General features: G+C 51.6%; 12 protein-coding genes. 6 read left to right on the forward strand and 6 right to left on the reverse strand.

The window, feature by feature from the left end; translation table 11 throughout:
• Together AB1656_01940 and istB are read left to right on the forward strand one after the other, a co-directional pair.
• Nucleotides 1–729, forward strand: a 729-nt coding sequence (locus AB1656_01940; protein ID MEW6234124.1) for a hypothetical protein, incomplete at its 5' end; no start/stop codon positions are given.
• Complete coding sequence (gene istB, locus AB1656_01945; protein ID MEW6234125.1) at nucleotides 726–1,505, forward strand: IS21-like element helper ATPase IstB; 780 nt, start codon at nucleotides 726–728, stop codon at nucleotides 1,503–1,505. The genes AB1656_01940 and istB, both read left to right, overlap by 4 nt.
• Before the next feature lie 355 nt (nucleotides 1,506–1,860).
• Here istB and AB1656_01950 read toward each other — a convergent pair whose 3' ends face one another.
• From AB1656_01950 to mutY, 4 genes are all read right to left on the reverse strand, one after another.
• Entirely contained in the window at nucleotides 1,861–2,676 is an 816-nt protein-coding gene (locus tag AB1656_01950) for an HNH endonuclease (GenBank protein ID MEW6234126.1), read from the reverse strand.
• A gap of 85 nt (nucleotides 2,677–2,761) precedes the next feature.
• Nucleotides 2,762–3,601: a sugar phosphate isomerase/epimerase gene (locus AB1656_01955; GenBank protein MEW6234127.1), complete on the reverse strand. Its 840-nt coding sequence runs from the start codon at nucleotides 3,599–3,601 to the stop codon at nucleotides 2,762–2,764.
• Between the two features lie 363 nt (nucleotides 3,602–3,964).
• Nucleotides 3,965–5,191, reverse strand: coding sequence for a Gfo/Idh/MocA family oxidoreductase (locus AB1656_01960; protein ID MEW6234128.1), 1,227 nt, complete (start codon nucleotides 5,189–5,191; stop codon nucleotides 3,965–3,967).
• Nucleotides 5,192–5,515: 324 nt separating this feature from the next.
• On the reverse strand, nucleotides 5,516–6,583 hold the full coding sequence (gene mutY / locus AB1656_01965) for an A/G-specific adenine glycosylase (protein MEW6234129.1): 1,068 nt from the start codon (nucleotides 6,581–6,583) through the stop codon (nucleotides 5,516–5,518).
• Nucleotides 6,584–7,005: 422 nt separating this feature from the next.
• Between mutY and AB1656_01970 the strand changes: the two genes are divergently transcribed.
• Nucleotides 7,006–8,154 (forward strand): glycosyltransferase family 4 protein, encoded by a 1,149-nt coding sequence (locus AB1656_01970; GenBank protein MEW6234130.1) that lies wholly within the window; start codon nucleotides 7,006–7,008, stop codon nucleotides 8,152–8,154.
• A gap of 55 nt (nucleotides 8,155–8,209) precedes the next feature.
• On the opposite strand, the gene AB1656_01975 is transcribed toward AB1656_01970, so the two are convergent.
• Together AB1656_01975 and AB1656_01980 are read right to left on the reverse strand one after the other, a co-directional pair.
• Entirely contained in the window at nucleotides 8,210–9,778 is a 1,569-nt protein-coding gene (locus AB1656_01975; GenBank protein MEW6234131.1) for an SPFH domain-containing protein, read from the reverse strand.
• Entirely contained in the window at nucleotides 9,775–11,256 is a 1,482-nt protein-coding gene (locus AB1656_01980) for an SPFH domain-containing protein (GenBank protein MEW6234132.1), read from the reverse strand. The genes AB1656_01975 and AB1656_01980 overlap by 4 nt, the downstream gene beginning before the upstream one ends.
• Nucleotides 11,257–11,413: 157 nt before the next feature.
• Between AB1656_01980 and AB1656_01985 the strand changes: the two genes are divergently transcribed.
• The 3 genes from AB1656_01985 to AB1656_01995 all read left to right on the forward strand — a co-directional run bounded on the left by AB1656_01985 (nucleotide 11,414) and on the right by AB1656_01995 (nucleotide 15,990).
• Nucleotides 11,414–12,379 (forward strand): lysylphosphatidylglycerol synthase transmembrane domain-containing protein, encoded by a 966-nt coding sequence (locus AB1656_01985; GenBank protein ID MEW6234133.1) that lies wholly within the window; start codon nucleotides 11,414–11,416, stop codon nucleotides 12,377–12,379.
• A 372-nt stretch (nucleotides 12,380–12,751) separates the two neighbouring features.
• Nucleotides 12,752–14,539, forward strand: a complete 1,788-nt coding sequence (locus tag AB1656_01990) for a phosphoenolpyruvate carboxykinase (GTP) (GenBank protein ID MEW6234134.1) — start codon at nucleotides 12,752–12,754, stop codon at nucleotides 14,537–14,539.
• An 89-nt stretch (nucleotides 14,540–14,628) separates the two neighbouring features.
• Nucleotides 14,629–15,990, forward strand: coding sequence for a sulfatase-like hydrolase/transferase (locus AB1656_01995; protein ID MEW6234135.1), 1,362 nt, complete (start codon nucleotides 14,629–14,631; stop codon nucleotides 15,988–15,990).
• Nucleotides 15,991–15,996: the final 6 nt, after the last annotated feature.

Below are 15,996 nucleotides of genomic sequence, written 5' to 3' on the forward strand. Positions count from 1 at the left end.
GAATTCCTCCAGGGGGTTCCCAACTATCTTCGGATAGACAACCTGAAGACGGGGGTGGTTTCAGGGGCGGGAGCCTGGGCGACCTTGAACAAAGGTTATGCGTCCTACGCCCAGCAAGTGGGATTTGTGATCAATCCTTGCCGCGTACGAATGGCGTCGGATAAAGGGAAAGTCGAACGGCGGGGACGCGACATCAAATCGTTGATGGTCCATTCCCAGGAGAGGCTCGCGAGTTTGGAGGTTTTGCAACAAACGACGAACGAAAGGATTTGGAGTCGAGCCCAAAGGCTGACCTGCCCCGTGACAGGAAAAAGCGTCTATGAAACCTGGGGGCAAGAACAACCCAACCTGAATCCCTTGCCGCCGACGCTCCCTTTGCCGTTTGATGTCCAAGTCCATCGAGAGGTCAGTCAAGATTGCCTGGTGAGTTTTGAGGGACGCCAGTATCACGTCCCGTTTTCGTATGTGGGGAGGATGGTCGAGGTGCGAGGCGGTCCTGGCCGAGTGGAAATTTACAGTACCACTCGGTTACTGGCGACCTATCCTCGTGGAACCGAGTGTCGTCTTCTGATCGACCAGAACCTCTACGAAGGAAAGAGCGCCGATCGCGTCATGGCCCCAACCCCTTTAGGCCAAATCGCCCAGGAAATCGTTATGGAGAAAAGTTGGGAAGTTCCAAGCCGCCCCCTGAATCAATACGAGACGGTCGTTCGGAGGCTCTCCTTATGAACCTCCAAACGTCGGAACTGGAAAAAAGCCGAAATCTTCTTGTCGAACTGGGGCTGGAATATGCGGCGGAAGCGTTGCTGGAATTACTGGAGCGCGCCGTACGCGAGAACCTGTCCCTCGTGAAATTTCTCGAATTGGTTACGGGGAAAGAAGTAGAGCTTCGTGAGGATCGCCGAGTGAAATCTCTGCTGAATTCCTCGGGATTGCCTATGGGAAAAACATTAAACCATTTTGATTTTCCTTTTCAACGCGGGGTGGAAAAAGCCAAAATCGACTTGTTGGCGACGTGTGAGTTTGTGAAACGGAAGGAAAACGTTTTGCTGCTTGGCCCCCCCGGGGTTGGGAAGTCGCACTTAGCCGCCGGGTTGGGGGTCAAAGCGGCGGAGAACGGTTTCGCCGTTGTTTTTATGAACGCGGATGATTTAATCGACATGCTTCAGAAGGATGAAGCCGTTGACCATCGAAAAATCCGGAGACGACGGTATATGAACGCTTCTCTTCTGATCATTGACGAATTGGGATTCCAGGCGCTGGATCGCCATAACGCGCATTTATTTTTCAAAGTCATCAGTCAACGCTACGAACGGGGAAGTATCATCATCACCTCCAACAAAGGCATTCGGGAATGGCCGGATATCCTGGCCGGAGATGAAGTGCTGGCCACCGCCATCCTCGATCGATTGTTGCATCATTGTCACGTGATTCAAATCGATGGACGAAGCTACCGCTTAAAACATATCGAGTTGGGTCTCCATGAAGGCGGCGAAAAATCATGACGTGGTTTATGAGTTTTTTAAGGCATAGGCGAATGCTCGGAATAGTCATGAAATTATATAGTGAGGGGACGGGAATCGTCCCATCCCCTCAGCGACTTTTCGTCGCAAACGCGCCAGGCTATCCCTTAATCGGTTGCTCTCCAGCAGAGCCGACCTCCGTTTCGCCTGGTGATTTACACTATCGAATTGTTTGCTGAAAACTTGAGCCATTATGACCGGAAAAGAAATCTTTTTATGCGTTCAACTTATTCGTAGGTGCGGGAAACTAGGTGTCCCTAGACACCGTCTAGGTCGTAGTGAAATTTCTGAGCGTGGGCGTCTCGGTATTTGCGGATTTCTTCTACAATTTCGTCTTTCATGGTTCGTTTCTTGACTTTATGAAGATCTTGCGTTTCCCTTCGATGATTGTCTTCAACTCTTCGATAGTTCGCGTCTTATCCCTATGAAGCATGGCATGGCAGTTAGGACAAACCGGTCTCAAATCCTTTTCTGGATTCACTTCTTTATCATTGCCAATTTGCGATAAAGGTTCCAGGTGATGGACATGAATGTAGTTAGTTCCCAGCTCGCCATAGATTTCTTGGAAATTGAATCCGCAAACTGAACAATTATACCCATATTTGGCGATGCATCTTGAACGAGCCTGCGGATTGCGCTCGTAAGCGTTTACGATAATCTGTTTTGTTGCTCCTTCTGGGAAGGTTTTTGACGCATCCAATTCTTCAGCAAGAACAAAATCAGAAACGTTGCTAAATCGACCTGTAAATTCAGCCCAATCGATCTCCAATTGTTTTGCCACATCATCGGGTATGGTCAAGCCAGACGCCTGTGGATGCCAATTCATCTTGTCATAAATCTCTTTATTCAACTTGTTGAATGAAAAAATTGATTTCGCTGGATCAAGAAGATTATCAAAATGAACATCAATGTAAGATGCCTCGGCATCCAGGTTCCAATGTTTATCGTTATATACATCTCGTGTCGCCCATCCAGACGCCATAATGCCTCGTGGTTCTTTGCCTAACTTAATCAAAAATACTCGATCTCCTTTAACAATTTTCTTTGTATTTCCACAGCTCCACCTACCCGAATAGAAACCTTGATTAAGGATATCTTGCAAGTTATCCCAATTAAAACGTTTTGGATTCCATGTCAATAGATAGGTTGGCATTTGCCATATACATCCTTTTCAATGGCAATCGAATGCAATTGATAAGAAAAAGGATGGGTCAAACAACGCGACCCATCCTACGTTTCTATTCTACAATACTTCTGAACCAGTTAAGAGACTCTTCCAAAACGCAACCTTCGCATTCCAGGCTGAAGACGCCTTCGTAGTGGTTTTGGCGCAGGATTTCTACGCATTTTTTGATGTTGTCCGCGTTGACGCCGGAGCCGATGGCGCAGTGGCTCATAGCGATTCCCGTCAGTTCGCCGCGCGCCGCTTTGGCCAGCGATTCGCTGACGTCTTTGACGTGCACGTGGCTGATGCGGTCTTTGAATTGCTCGACGAAAGCGACGGGGTCTTGTCCGGCGATGAAGACGTTGCCGGTGTCCATATTCATGCGCAAATAGGGGCTGTCGTAAAAGTTCAGAATTTGCCCCATAAATTCGGGATTGGTGGTGAAGTAACCGTGGGGTTCGACGTTGATGACGATCTTGTGCGCTTCGGCGACTTTCAAAATTTCGCCAAGAGCCATTTTCATGATGCGCAGCCCGTCCTGATCGGTCATGCCTTCGGGCTTGGTTTTATCGTCGGTAGTGTCGATACGCGGGCAGCCCGCGAGGTTCGCCCAGCGTATAGCCTGTTGCACGTAACTGACGCCGACGGTCAGGCCGTCCATGCGGCTGAGGGGATAGGCGGCGTCCAACTGGCTGAAGCGTATGCCGTAGCCGTCCATCGTTTTACGCATGAGAATGGGGTCTTCGAGCAGGGAAATATGAGGGTAATAGCCCAGCGATTGAATATAGGCGGAGCCGTCGATAACGCCGCATTCGATGAAACTCAGGCCGTGATCCTTCGCCCATTGCATGCATTGCTTGAAGGGATAGTTGCTGCTGTTGAAAGCGTCCGTATGAAATCCGATTCCTGGCATTGTTTTTTCCTCCCGAAATTGGAATGTGTTTTATTATTTGAGCCTCTAGCTAAACTCCATTATTCCTCCCCCAAGCCTGGGGGATGAAAGGAGGGGGTTGTCTTAAGTCCATAAAACTCAACCCCCCTCTAACTCAATGTCGTTAAGTTAAGGATAGACTAATTCCTTAATCGAAAATATCAACAAATCTAATAGCATGAATTTGTTGAATTTAAAATCCCTCACCCTAACCCTCTCCCAGAGGGCGAGGGAATGGAATTTCGTCACGTTATGTCTTAACTTAATGACATTGCCCTCTAACTCCCCCCAATCTTGGGGGGAGAATTTAAAGATGGATTTTATCAATTTTTCTTGAGCCTCATTTTACGATAATTTAAGTCCTGCATCCAACTTTTTGTTTTCCTTCAAAATTTCCTCCCATGTAACGGCGCGGTTTTCGTAGGCCGCCGTCCGGCCGAGAATGGAGGACATGGCGCCGTCAGCGGCGAAATCGGCGTGGTTCATGAATTGGCCGCTGCGGATCGCTTTTACGAAGTCGCGGCAATTGTTTTCGACGCCGATATCCCAAGTGTTATCATGCTCCGTTCCTTTCCAGGCATTGTCGCCGGTAATCATAATCGGCCCAACGCCCCAATCGAGAGCGCGGTAGTGAGCGTCGGCGGTACCCTTCTTGCCGTAGAGCCGGGCGCCGAGGTCTTCGTAACCGCGCATGAATTGGGCGACATTAAGGTCGATGACGGGGCCGTCGCTGTACCAATACGTTACGATGAAATGATCCCAATTGTTGCCGGCGTTGAGCCGCGCCTTCAAGCCGCCGGTTCCATAGGCTTTCGTCGGATGGCCGCCAACGAACCAGTTGGCGATGTCCACGGCGTGGACGGCCTGCTCGACGATCACGTCGCCGGAAAGGATGTTGTTCGTTCCCCAATTGCGAAGGCGGGCGGCGGATTCCGTCATGCCGGTTGTATCCGCCAAGCCGCCGCAAGGGAATTGGTTGAAGGCCTGGCCGCAGACGATTTCGCCGATGGCGCCTTCGCGCACGCGCTTGACGCATTCGATGAAGAAGGGACTGTTGCGCGATTGATAGTCCACGAGAAACGCGACTTTCTCTTGCGCCTGGCGTCCGGATTCCTTGATGCTTTGGCAGCCGGGAACGTCGATAGCGACGGGCTTGGCCAGCCAGACGTGCTTTCCCGCCGCTACGGCTTCCGCTGCGTGTTGGGGATGAAAATAGGGCGGAGTTGTAATGATTACAGCGTCTATGTTGGAGGAGAGTATCTTGCGATAGCCAAACTCGCCCGTATAGCTGCGCGATTCTTCGATATCGAAGAGATTTTGCAGCCGCTCCAAGCGGTCTTGGAAATAATCGTGCGCCGCGACCAGTTTTACGTCGTCATTCACGGTGTCGAGAAACTTCTTACCGACGAAAAAGCCGCGCCCGCCGCTGCCAATGATTCCAATTTCAATCTTCGAGTTCGCTGCGGCCCCGAACGCCGATTGCGGTTTCACAAGGATTACGCTAGCCGCGCTGGCGGCAGTTGTCTTTAAAAATGTGCGCCGGTTATTATTGGATTTACCTTGAGGATTCATGGTTCGCTCCTGAAAGAATTCGTTTTTTATGAGCGCATTCTCTCATGATTATTCCAAAATGGGAATCGGAAAACAATGATGAGTGATGAATGATGAATGATGAAAGGGTGGCTGCGCTTTACTTTGCGCCTACTATGCGAAGCTGCATCATTTATGAATCACGGATTCCACGGATGATTTGGATTCCACGGAAAAATCTTTTTTCTTCTCCTTAATGAAATCTTTTTTTTGCCTTTTTTCGTGTTTTTCTTATTCCTTCGCGTCTTCGTGATTCAATACTATTGGACAAAGATCGTTCTATTTGGGGAATAAACTAAGAATTGCTTATAAATAATCGAGAAACTTTACGTTGGCGGCGGGAAAGGCGTAGCGGCGCAGTTGCGAACGAGGAATCCACTTGATTTCGCTGTGATAGATCGCATGGGGCTTTTCTTCCATTGGTTCGCATAAATACAAATGAATCGTAACGGCGAGGTGGGAATAGACGTGATCCACGGAAGCGATCAAACGGCCCACGCGGACGCATATTCCCAACTCTTCCTGGATTTCGCGGCGCAAGGCTGCTTCCTGCGTTTCGTCTCCTTCCACTTTGCCGCCGGGAAATTCCCATAAACCTTCCAGCATTCCTCCCGGCGGACGCTTACCAAGAAGATAGCGCCCGTTCTTGAGAATGGCGGCGGCGACGACGACTCGATGGGGAACCGGCTTTTTGGATTTGCGGACGGGGATGTTTTTTTGAAATCCTTGGCTGGCGGCGGCGCAGTATTTTCGAATGGGACATTCGCAGCATAAGGGCTGTTTGGGAGTACAAAGTTGCGCGCCCAATTCCATAATCGCCTGGTTGAAGGCGCCAGGTTCTTTCGCTGGCAATAACGACTTTGCTAAGGCGCGCAGACGCTGCGCTGTTGCGGATTCGTCAATGCAGCCCTGTTCGCCGCCGAGCCTCGCCAGGACGCGCTTGGCGTTGCCGTCCAAGGCGGGAGCGCGGACGCCGAAGGCGATGCTGGCGACGGCGCCCGCCGTATAATCGCCGACGCCGGGAAGGCGCTTCCATTCCTCCAGCGTTTGGGGAAAGACGCCATCATATTCATTGGCGATGATCTTGGCGGCTTTATGCAGATGAAGCGCCCGCCGGTAATAGCCCATTCCTTCCCATAGTTTGAGAAGATCGTCCTGTTTTGCCTGGGCGAGCGCGGCGATATTCGGAAAACGATCGAGAAAACGCAAGTAGTAGGGAATAACCGTTTCCACGCGCGTCTGTTGCAGCATGATCTCGGAAATCCATATCGCGTAGGGATCGCGCGTTCGCCGCCAAGGGAGGTCGCGTGCGGTTCGCTTGAACCACGCCAATAACGAACGGCGGAGGCCGGTTATTATTTTTTTTTCGAACATAAAATCTCTTTTCGGCTGCCGGGGCGCCAATTTGCGAATGTTTTTATATAACTCGCGTTACGCGCAAAGGGAAATTAAAGGATTCGCTTACTCTCGTCGATTGAATCGCGAAAACACGATAGGAAAAAGAAAAACACGAAAAACATTTGGAGCAAAGAATCGCGCTGTGCGAAAGATTTTCCCGAGAAATCCAAAAGAATCCGCGACATTCGCGATTCGAATATTTCGTGGAATTCGAGTTATTTCGTGTTTTCGTGATTCAAAAACGCTATAAATAAAATCTATTCATTGTTGGGATGGGTATTTCATCGTGCAGGTGGGACGCCTGCGCTCCCAGGCTGCGTAGAATGAGTTATATAATACGAATCGGTTCGTTTTCGTAAAGAACCGCCAAAAGGAATGCAACCGGCGGGATGGCGGCTATGTCCGATCTATTGTTTAAAATCTGTTTCGTTTCACCCACCGTCTATCCTTTATTCAATTCTCAGGAACGGGCTTGTTACGGCGAAGCGGAGATTCAAATTTACGAACTGGCTTCTTATCTTGGCAAAGAGCCGGGCATGGAGATCAGCGTCGTAACCGGCGATTACGGTCAGGATGATATTGAATTTTATTCCGGCGTTTTGGTTTATAAATACAAACCCGCCGCCCGCTCCGGTTGGCTGCGGCGCTTCTTGCCTGGACGCTCGTCCTTGCATGAATTACTCAAAAAAATCGATGCGAGCATCTATATCATGGCGGGCGCCAGCGGATTGTCGGGAGAGGCGGCCGATTTTTGCGTGAAGAATCGGCGAGGATTTTTGTTTCGCATAACGCACCAAAGAGACTGCGATGGAACCTTTACGCGAGGCGCAGGGGAAGAGGGTGAAAAATATTTGCAAGCGCTGCGCCAAACCTATTGCGTCGTCTGCCAGACGCAGGAGCAGCAAGCGTTGCTGCGGCGCCGGGAAACGGTGAAGACGATCGTCATTCCCAACGGCGTAGCGCCGCGTCCATTAACGGAAGGAGCGCGGAATGAAGTCGTATGGTTCGGCGAAACGGTTAACTGGAAGCAGCCGGAATTATTCTTCCGCCTGGCGCTCAGCGTCCCAGAGCAACGCTTCACGTTTTACGCCACGCCCGACGATCCCGAATATTTCGAACGCCTGGTAGCCAAAACCAGGGATATTCCCAACTTGGGCGTACAAAATTCCATGCCCTATCTCGAGGTCATCGCCCTTTTGGATAAGGCGAAACTTTTTGTCAATACGTCGCGTTTCGAAGGTTTTCCCTATTTGTTCAGTCAGGCGTTCGCTGCGGGAGTTCCCGTTGTGAGTCTCAACGCCGATCCGGACGGCGTTATCGAAAAAAAACAATTGGGAGTCTTCGCGCACGGCTCGGAAGTGCGAATGGTTCAGGGCGTGCGCGATTTGATCGCCTACGAAAAGCAATGGAAGCGCCTCAGCGATAACGCCGTCCGCTTCGCCAATGAGGAGCAGAATATCCATGCCATCGCGGGGGAATACAGCCAGATTTTTTTGAAATGCGCGGGAGCGCTTGGCGGAAAGAAGAAAAAGACCGCGCGGCGATAATTTGCCGCGCGGCCATGAAAATCCAATTATTCGAGAAAATGAAAAATCTACGCTTTCATTTTTCTTCTCTCTCGGATAACTCCTTCAATGCCCGCATATCGGCGGGGGAACGGGATTGGAGATCGATATCCGTCCATAACGTACCCGGCCCCGTCTCGCGGATGATGATGCTCAACGAGGGATCGAGCGCTTTCGACAATCCAAAAATCCGATAGGCTTCCGCATCGCCGCCAAAGGCTTTGACGCCAAGTTTTTGGCCGTCGGCCTTCGCCGTTTCTATATAACGCACGGAATCGGCCTCTGCCGTACCAAGGACGACTTTTTGTTCGCCTAGAATGGCGGCGGTTTGTTTGCGTAGTTCCGAAACGCGCAGGGCGGTTTCCGCTTCGATCTGGCGGCCTTGATATTCCGTAGAAGCGTCGATGACGCTGGCCTGCGCCGCATATTCCGCGCCGGTCTGTTGGGTGGCCTGGTCGATCATTTGGGAGGAGATGTTCAGTTGAGTTTCCGTTTCGGAGGTTTCGCGCTGTTGTTCGATAGTCTCTTTGCGCAAGTCGGCCAGTTTCGCTTTGCGGATAGGGTCTTTAAGCCGGTCTTCCGTGTCGATGCGCCGCACGTAGGAGAAGACCAGATGAACGCCGTTGGGATCGCATACAGTTTGCAAACTGTCGGTAAATCGTTTTTGGAAAATCTCGCGCTGCGTGCCGGTAATCATTTCGCGGCCTTGGAATTTTTGGCCTTCTTCTTTAATTTTCGTCAGGATTTGGGGAATGACGATTTTATTTTCGATGCTTATCGCTTCTTGGCCGGGGACGACTCCGCCGTATCGCCGCACTACTTTCGGGGAGTCTTCCGGTTTGTAGAGTAGCAGAACGCTGACCGTCGTCGTGAATTTGAATCCGTCGAGGGAATTGAATTCCACCGGCTCGTCGACGTGAACGTCGGCTTCCCCCGCGCTGATGGGGCCGACCATGATCTGGCGGTATCCTACTTCCATAATTTCGACCTGAAATTCGCGCGGATTGATGTAATAGCGTCCCGGCGGCAGCGTCGCCGCTCTCACGCCGCGTTCGCCTTCGTTGGAAAGCCGATCGCTGGGCGGCAAGACGCCTTCCTGAGCCGTGAGTACGCCGACGTAGCCCGGTTCGATGACCGTTTCGACGATGATGTCGATGTCATAGCCGCGCGGATTGAGCAGATGCCATCCCGGCCCCAGCACTTGCCGCCAGGTCCCTTTTTCGTCTGCGTTGGCCAAGATGCGGTCGGGAGGAAGGGGCTTGCCGCCGCGCGAGGTGACGACTCCGATTTTTCCGACGGGAATCTGGGGAATCGCATAGGTTTCGAAAGAGTAAAAAATCATTCCGGCGTAAGGATAAAGATAATGGCGTCCCGGACCAAGCGGTTCTTCCCATATGCCTCGCCAGCCGCGCGGAACCAAAACTTGCTCTCCTTCTACGCCGGGAGGCGGCGAGCCGGTTTTTTGGATGACGATCACCATTTTTCCCGGCGGAACATCGATGCGGCAGAAGAAGAAACTATACGTGGAAAAGAGCGTAATGAGGAAAACGAGAACGATCGCTGCGAGAAAGCCCCATTTAATATAGTTTTTATTAATTTCCTTCATGGCTTCACCTCCTCGCCCAGCAGCGTTTTTCGCCATAAGGCGTCCGTTCCCGCGAAAATGTCCTCGATCCGGGGAGCGAGAGATTGGGTGAGAGAATAGTTGGCATACGCTTTAGCGGCCTCTTTACCCTCGCCGAAGGCGGCGACGGCCGCCGCCTGGGCGTTGGCTTCCGCCGTATATTTCAGCAGCAGGGCGTCCGCTTCCGCCCGCGCCAGGGTTCTGGAAGCGGAGGCGATGTTCTTGGCCGCCTCCAATTCCATCTTGGCGGCGTCGAACTCTTTCTGCGCTTGCAGCACGGCGACGTCCAGCGCCCTTTGCCGATCCAAAAGCGTTTTCAACATTTCCGTCTTCTTATCCACGATGTCTTTCTCTTTTACCGCTTTGGTTTTTTGCGTTTGCAATTTCATTTGTTCGGCGTTCTGCATGATTTCCTGCAAAAATTGCTGCTTCTGCTGCACGGCGATTTCCCGGTCTTTCAGGATGGTCAAAACTTCGTCCGGCGGCAGAATCGTTCGGATTCCCGTTTCCTTCACTTCCACGCTGACGGATTGCACCGATCCGGCGATCTCCGTCTGAAAATCGCGTCCGAACTTTTGCCGCGTTTCGCCGGAGATGAACGTCGTCGCTTCCTGGCTCGATCCGATGAGGCGGGAATAGTTCAATACGGAAGGAAAGATCACCTTGTTCTCCACTTCGCTTTCCTGGCCGAATTTGACGAAGACGATCGGCGCGTTATCTTCGGGGATGCGCCATTCGACGCTGCAATTTAGCGTGATGGGGAAGCCGTCGAACGAGGGAAACGCCACGTCGGAAATATCCGTGCGCCGGGATTGGATATTGACCAAATCGACGCGCGTGACGTAGGGATTGAGAAAATACGTACCTGGCGTGAGGTGTTGCTTCTGCACGCCGCGTTCGCCTTCCTCCGAAAGGAATTGATTGGGCGCGGCGGGCAGCGGCCCTGCCAGGCTCGTTACTACGCCGACGGAACCGGGGGGAACGCGTATCGCTTCCGTAATGACGACGTCATAAGCGTAGGCGTTGCTGTATTCCGGGTAGAAGCCGGGTTTGAGGGCGATGTCCATAACGCCTTTTTCGCCTTCTCCCGCGATGATTTTGCCCGCGGGCAAGTCGCGCCCGAATTTCCTCGCAACGCAGCCCACATGATTTTCCGGCACTTTCACGACGTCGACGATCTCGACGCGGGTGAAGATGGGATTGACGAAATGCAAGCCCTCGCGCCAAACTTCCAATTGAATTCCCATCTGTCCCGGCTTCACGGCGATGAAGCCGTTTTCCGGCGGGACGGATTCTCCGCGATACTCCATGACGATGGCGGCTTGGTTGGGGCCGACGTTTACGAGCAGCGAGAAATACAAAATCATGCCGGTAACGGCCGTCAGCGCCAAAATAGCGAACAACGTGGATAGCGAACCTTTGTAAAATTGAAGGGTTGGCATTTTTCTTGGCAAATCCATAATCGCCTTCCTTTCCTTATTCGTTTAATAGCTTCACTATGTATAATACGCTTCAAGAAAAACCCTGTTGCAGGGATAACCGTAAGAACAGAGTAACGCCGTTAGCGAATCCATATAATGGCAAAAGAAAAAATATTTGGATTTCCCGTTCGGAACCATGAAATCGAAACGACGAATCATATTGATTGCGGGTACGATCGCATTAGTCGGGGCGCTATTGCTTTGCGTGGATTATTCCACCGCGGTCGATGCGTTGAAACGAGCGGAATGGGGGTATATTCTCGCCGCCGCCGGCCTGACGTTGTTGTTTCCCCTTCTTTGCGCCATCCGATGGCATCTCATCGTTTTGCAACTCGGCTGCCGATTGGGCGTTTGGGAAAGTTACAAGATCGTGATGGCGGCATGGCCTCTGGGAACGATCACTCCGGCGAAATCGGGGGATCTCGTTAAAGTATTATTTTTAAAGAATGTTCTTCCCTATTCGAAAACGACGGGCGTAATTCTGGCGGAACGGATGATGGACGTCGTCGTTCTTTGCGTTTATTCCCTCGCGGGCGGATGGATTTACGGCTTCACGACGGCGTTTTATTTTTGCGGCGCTATCCTCGCGGGAGTGATCGTTTTCTTTCTGCTATCCGCCTCCTCCCTCGTGCAATGGGTTCCGGAACGCTGGCGGGAGTTGGTCGAGAATCTCCTTGAAGCCAGCAAAAGAATCTGTCTGAACAGACGGTCTTTTCTAACCATCTTATCGGTCACTTTTCTAAATTGGATGCTTTCCTTCGTTCAGACCTGGATTTGTTATTGCGCGTTTCATGCGGAAGTTCCCTTCGTCTACGTTATCGCCGCTCTGCCCATCGCCATTTTTATCGGTCTGGCGCCGGTGACGCTTTCCGGCGCGGGGACGCGGGACGGAGCTATCATTTACTTATTTCAACATTACGCCTCCTACGAAATTAGTTTGTCGGTTGGGATTTTGTACTCCATCTTCGGCTATTGGTTGTTATCGCTCTTGGGCGTACCTTTTATGAAAGCCGCCTTTCAAGATTCGATCGGAGGCATCCATGGAAAAGACCTTCGCCGTTATCTGCATCCGCAGAACCTTCAAGAATCCGAAGAAGAATAACCATCCCATTCGTCTTGTAGGGAATATGGATAATCTCTTGCCCAAAATGGAAGTCTTGTTATAATCGTTAGTTCATCATGTAACCAACGTTCATCTTGTTTATATAGAATGGGACGCGTAATTTTCCATAAAGAACGCAGAACCCTAAATATTGATTTCGATTGGAATTCTATTTCGCAGCCGGATAAATCGTTCGGCGGTTAATAAATCGAATCGATCTCTCTGAAATCATAATTGATTGTTTCTTTTTACTGGAAATCCCAAAACCGCGATGCGGCGATAGTTATTTATCTATCCATCGGGGTTTATGGAATTTCCCATAAAAATTATTCGCATGGGCAATAAATAGTGGCAGGAGAATAGGAGAAAAATATGGCGAAGACAAACAACCAAAAGTTGCTTGCTTGGGTGGCTGAAGTCGAAACCATGTGCAAACCGGATTCCGTCGTTTGGTGCGACGGCAGTAAAGAGGAATACGACCGGTTGATGAAACGGATGGTGGAAGCCGGTCAAGCCATTAAGCTGAACGAGAAGATGCGCCCCAACAGTTTTCTCTTCCGCTCCGATCCTTCCGACGTCGCCCGCGTCGAAGATCGCACCTATATCGCCTCAACGAAAAAAGAAGACGCCGGTCCTACAAACAATTGGATCGATCCCAACGAATTGAAACGGATCATGCGAAAATTATACGACGGCTGCATGAAAGGCCGTACGATGTATGTGGTTCCCTTCAGCATGGGACCCATCGGTTCGCCCATATCCAAAATAGGCGTCGAAATCACCGATAGCGCCTATGTCGTCGTCAACAAGCACATTACAACCCGCGTAGGAGATAAAGTGTTGGAGGTTTTAGGCGAGGAAGACGAATTCATTCCCTGCCTGCATTCCATCGGCGCTCCTTTGAAAAAAGGCGAGAAAGACGGTTCCTGGCCTTGCGCCCCCATCGAACAGAAATATATTTCGCACTTTCCCGACGAAAATTTGATTTGGAGTTACGGTTCCGGCTACGGCGGCAACGCATTATTGGGGAAAAAATGCCTGGCTCTCCGCATCGCTTCCACTATGGCGCGCCGAGAAGGTTGGATGGCGGAACACATGCTGATTCTACGGTTTACCAATCCTGAAGGAAAACGCTTCCATATCGCCGCCGCATTTCCTTCCGCCTGCGGCAAGACCAACCTCGCCATGTTGCAGCCCACGGTTCCCGGCTGGAAGTGCGAGTGCATCGGCGACGATATCGCTTGGATGAAGATCGCCCCCAGCGGCCGCTTGCATGGAATCAATCCCGAAGCGGGCTTCTTCGGCGTGGCGCCGGGAACCAGTTATAAAACCAATCCCATGGCTATGGAATCCCTCAAAGAAAACTGCATCTACACCAATTGCGTATTGACGGATGACGGAGACGTATGGTGGGAAGAGATGGGCGTGGATTGCCATCATGGAATCGATTGGAAAGGCCGCAAGTGGACGCCCGAATCCGGCGAAAAAGGAGCCCATCCCAACGCCCGTTTCACGGCTCCGGCCAGCCAATGCCCGGCGATTTGCCCGGATTGGGAAGACCCGGCGGGCGTGCCGATCGATATTTTCATCTTCGGTGGACGCCGCAGCCGCGTTGCGCCTTTGGTTCTCGAATCGTTCGATTGGGATCACGGCGTTTATTTAGGCGCTAGTTTATCCTCCGAACCGACGGCCGCCGCTATCGACGTGAAAGCCAAACTGCGCCGAGATCCGTTCGCGATGTTGCCTTTCTGCGGCTATCACATGGGCGATTATTGGCGGCATTGGTTCGATATGGGCGATCGGCTGGGCAAAAGTGCGCCCAAAATATTCTACGTCAACTGGTTCCGTAAAGCGGGCGACGGCCATTGGCTTTGGCCGGGATTCGGCGATAACAGCCGCGTCCTGAAGTGGATGTGCGAGCGCGTGGAAGGCAAAGCCAAAACCGTCGAAACGCCCATTGGCTTTATGCCTGCGGAAGATGCGCTCGATTTGAACGGTCTGGATATTCCCGCGGAAGATATCCGGGAACTGTTGTGCGTAGATAAGGATGCTTGGAGATCGGAAATCCCCGATTTCGAGAAGTATTTAATCCAATTCGGCGATAGGCTGCCCGAACGCATGAAGATTCAGTTGGAAAAGGCGAAAAAGCGTTTAGCTTAGTTCGCCGGGTCGAAGGACGATTGCCGCGCTTTCGCAACAAGAGAAGTAGGATGAAGCGGGGTATTCGATCCATTATGATCTGAAAAATCATGTCCGAAAAAATTCTCACCCGCCGCCATTTTCTCCAGACTGCCGTCCTAGCCGCGCCCGCTCTCAGCCTGTCCGCTGAAGAAACTCGAACCATCGATCGCCCCAACATTATCCTGATTATGGCGGACGACTTGGGCTACGGCGACCTTGGCTGCTACGGTTGCGAGGATATCCAAACGCCATACATTGACGGCTTGGCGCGGGAAGGAGTGCGCATGACGGATTATTACGCCTCCGCTCCCGTCTGCACGCCGACGCGCTGCGCTCTACTAACTGGAAGATACCAACAGCGCGTTCCCAACATGGAATGGGCGCTGCCGCCGGGAACGCAGTCCGCTGGGTTGTTGAACCAAGAAACGACCATCGCCTCTATGCTGCGCGAAGCCGGGTATTCCACGGGCCTATTCGGCAAATGGCATTTGGGGTATCGCGAAGAATGGGGGCCCCTTCGCCACGGCTTCGACGAATTCTTCGGATTCCTTAGCGGCAATATCGATTATTTTCGGCATAAAAACCGATTGGGCGATCCCGATCTATACGAAAACGGCCAACCTGTCTCCACCGAAGGTTATATCACGGATATCATCGCCCAACACGCCGTCGAATTCATTCAGCGGCGCCGCGAAAAACCTTTTTTTCTTTATGCGCCCTTCAACGCTCCCCATTGGCCTATCCAGGGACCGGACGATAAGGATAAGGAATTGAACGAAGCCAATTGGAGCCAAGGCGGCGAACGCAGCGATTACGCCAAGATGGCCGAGCGCATGGACGCGGGCATCGGCGCAATCCTGGGGGAACTGAAATCTCAGGGATTGGAAGAGAATACTCTTGTAGTTTTTTGCAGCGACAACGGAGGCGGCCGCCTGGGCCGCAACGCTCCGCTTTCCGGTCGAAAGGGGCATTTGCGCGAAGGCGGAATTCGCGTTCCCTGCCTGCTGCGCTGGCCTAAATATCTCCCCCCCGGGAAAGTTTGCTCGCAAGCGGCGATTGTTATGGACTTAAGCTCCACGATCATGGCCGCCGCCCGCGTAAAGCCAAGCCGCTGGTTCGACGGATTCAACATGATGCGGATTCTTATCGGTGAAAGAGACGAAGTCGAACAAACCCTGGTTTGGCGCAATACGCTGCACAAAGAAAAAGCTCTGCGTTGGGGAAAATGGAAATGGCTGGAAGAAAACGGCGAAGATTATCTCTTCAATCTAAAAGAGGATATCGCCGAGCGGACGAATTTGAAAGATAGAAATTTCGATATCCTCTATTGGCTGAAAAGAATCTATGAGCAATGGGAACAAGCAATGCCTTACCGCCAGACGCTTTTTGGAGAAGATTTGAAAAAGGCGGAAGCGCTATCCAACATGTAATCTTCA

The sequence above is a fragment of the Candidatus Omnitrophota bacterium genome (genome assembly GCA_040755155.1).
Taxonomy (GTDB): Bacteria; Hinthialibacterota; Hinthialibacteria; order Hinthialibacterales; family Hinthialibacteraceae; genus JBFMBP01.

What these genes read in the sequence shown, in the direction of transcription:
- istB (MEW6234125.1), top strand. Translation starts at nt 726, where the DNA reads ATGAACCTCCAAACGTCGGAACTGGAAAAAAGCCGAAATCTTCTTGTC.
- AB1656_01950 (MEW6234126.1), bottom strand. Translation starts at nt 2,676, where the DNA reads ATGCCAACCTATCTATTGACATGGAATCCAAAACGTTTTAATTGGGAT.
- AB1656_01955 (MEW6234127.1), bottom strand. Translation starts at nt 3,601, where the DNA reads ATGCCAGGAATCGGATTTCATACGGACGCTTTCAACAGCAGCAACTAT.
- AB1656_01960 (MEW6234128.1), bottom strand. Translation starts at nt 5,191, where the DNA reads ATGAATCCTCAAGGTAAATCCAATAATAACCGGCGCACATTTTTAAAG.
- mutY (MEW6234129.1), bottom strand. Translation starts at nt 6,583, where the DNA reads ATGTTCGAAAAAAAAATAATAACCGGCCTCCGCCGTTCGTTATTGGCG.
- AB1656_01970 (MEW6234130.1), top strand. Translation starts at nt 7,006, where the DNA reads ATGTCCGATCTATTGTTTAAAATCTGTTTCGTTTCACCCACCGTCTAT.
- AB1656_01975 (MEW6234131.1), bottom strand. Translation starts at nt 9,778, where the DNA reads ATGAAGGAAATTAATAAAAACTATATTAAATGGGGCTTTCTCGCAGCG.
- AB1656_01980 (MEW6234132.1), bottom strand. Translation starts at nt 11,256, where the DNA reads ATGGATTTGCCAAGAAAAATGCCAACCCTTCAATTTTACAAAGGTTCG.
- AB1656_01985 (MEW6234133.1), top strand. Translation starts at nt 11,414, where the DNA reads ATGAAATCGAAACGACGAATCATATTGATTGCGGGTACGATCGCATTA.
- AB1656_01990 (MEW6234134.1), top strand. Translation starts at nt 12,752, where the DNA reads ATGGCGAAGACAAACAACCAAAAGTTGCTTGCTTGGGTGGCTGAAGTC.
- AB1656_01995 (MEW6234135.1), top strand. Translation starts at nt 14,629, where the DNA reads ATGTCCGAAAAAATTCTCACCCGCCGCCATTTTCTCCAGACTGCCGTC.